Annotated in this window: 1 protein-coding gene; it reads left to right on the top strand. The window is 59.5% G+C overall.

What is annotated here, in order from left to right:
* Positions 1 to 11: 11 nt before the first annotated feature.
* On the top strand, positions 12 to 301 hold a 290-nt coding region (locus ACPYOG_RS19360), incomplete at its 3' end, for a site-2 protease family protein (protein WP_481295759.1).

Below are 301 nucleotides of genomic sequence, written 5' to 3'. Positions count from 1 at the left end.
GTCCCACCGGCATGAGTCCCGTCCTTCTCTTCATTCTTGGAGTTATCTTCGTCGCGATCGGCGTTGCTGTCTCCATTGCGCTGCACGAGGTAGGCCACCTGGTGCCGGCGAAACTTTTCAAGGTGCGCGTCACCAAGTACATGATCGGTTTCGGGCCCACGCTCTGGTCCAGGAAAAAGGGCGAAACGGAGTACGGCTTCAAGGCACTGCCGTTGGGCGGCTATGTCTCGATGATCGGCATGTACCCACCCAACAAGGAAGACGGCGGGGTCCGCCCTTCCAGCACCGGCATGTTCCAGAC

It is taken from the genome of Leifsonia sp. HAY1-4F, assembly GCF_056755275.1.
Note: the sequence above shows the minus strand (reverse complement) of the source record. Positions and strands in the feature narration are given on the sequence as shown.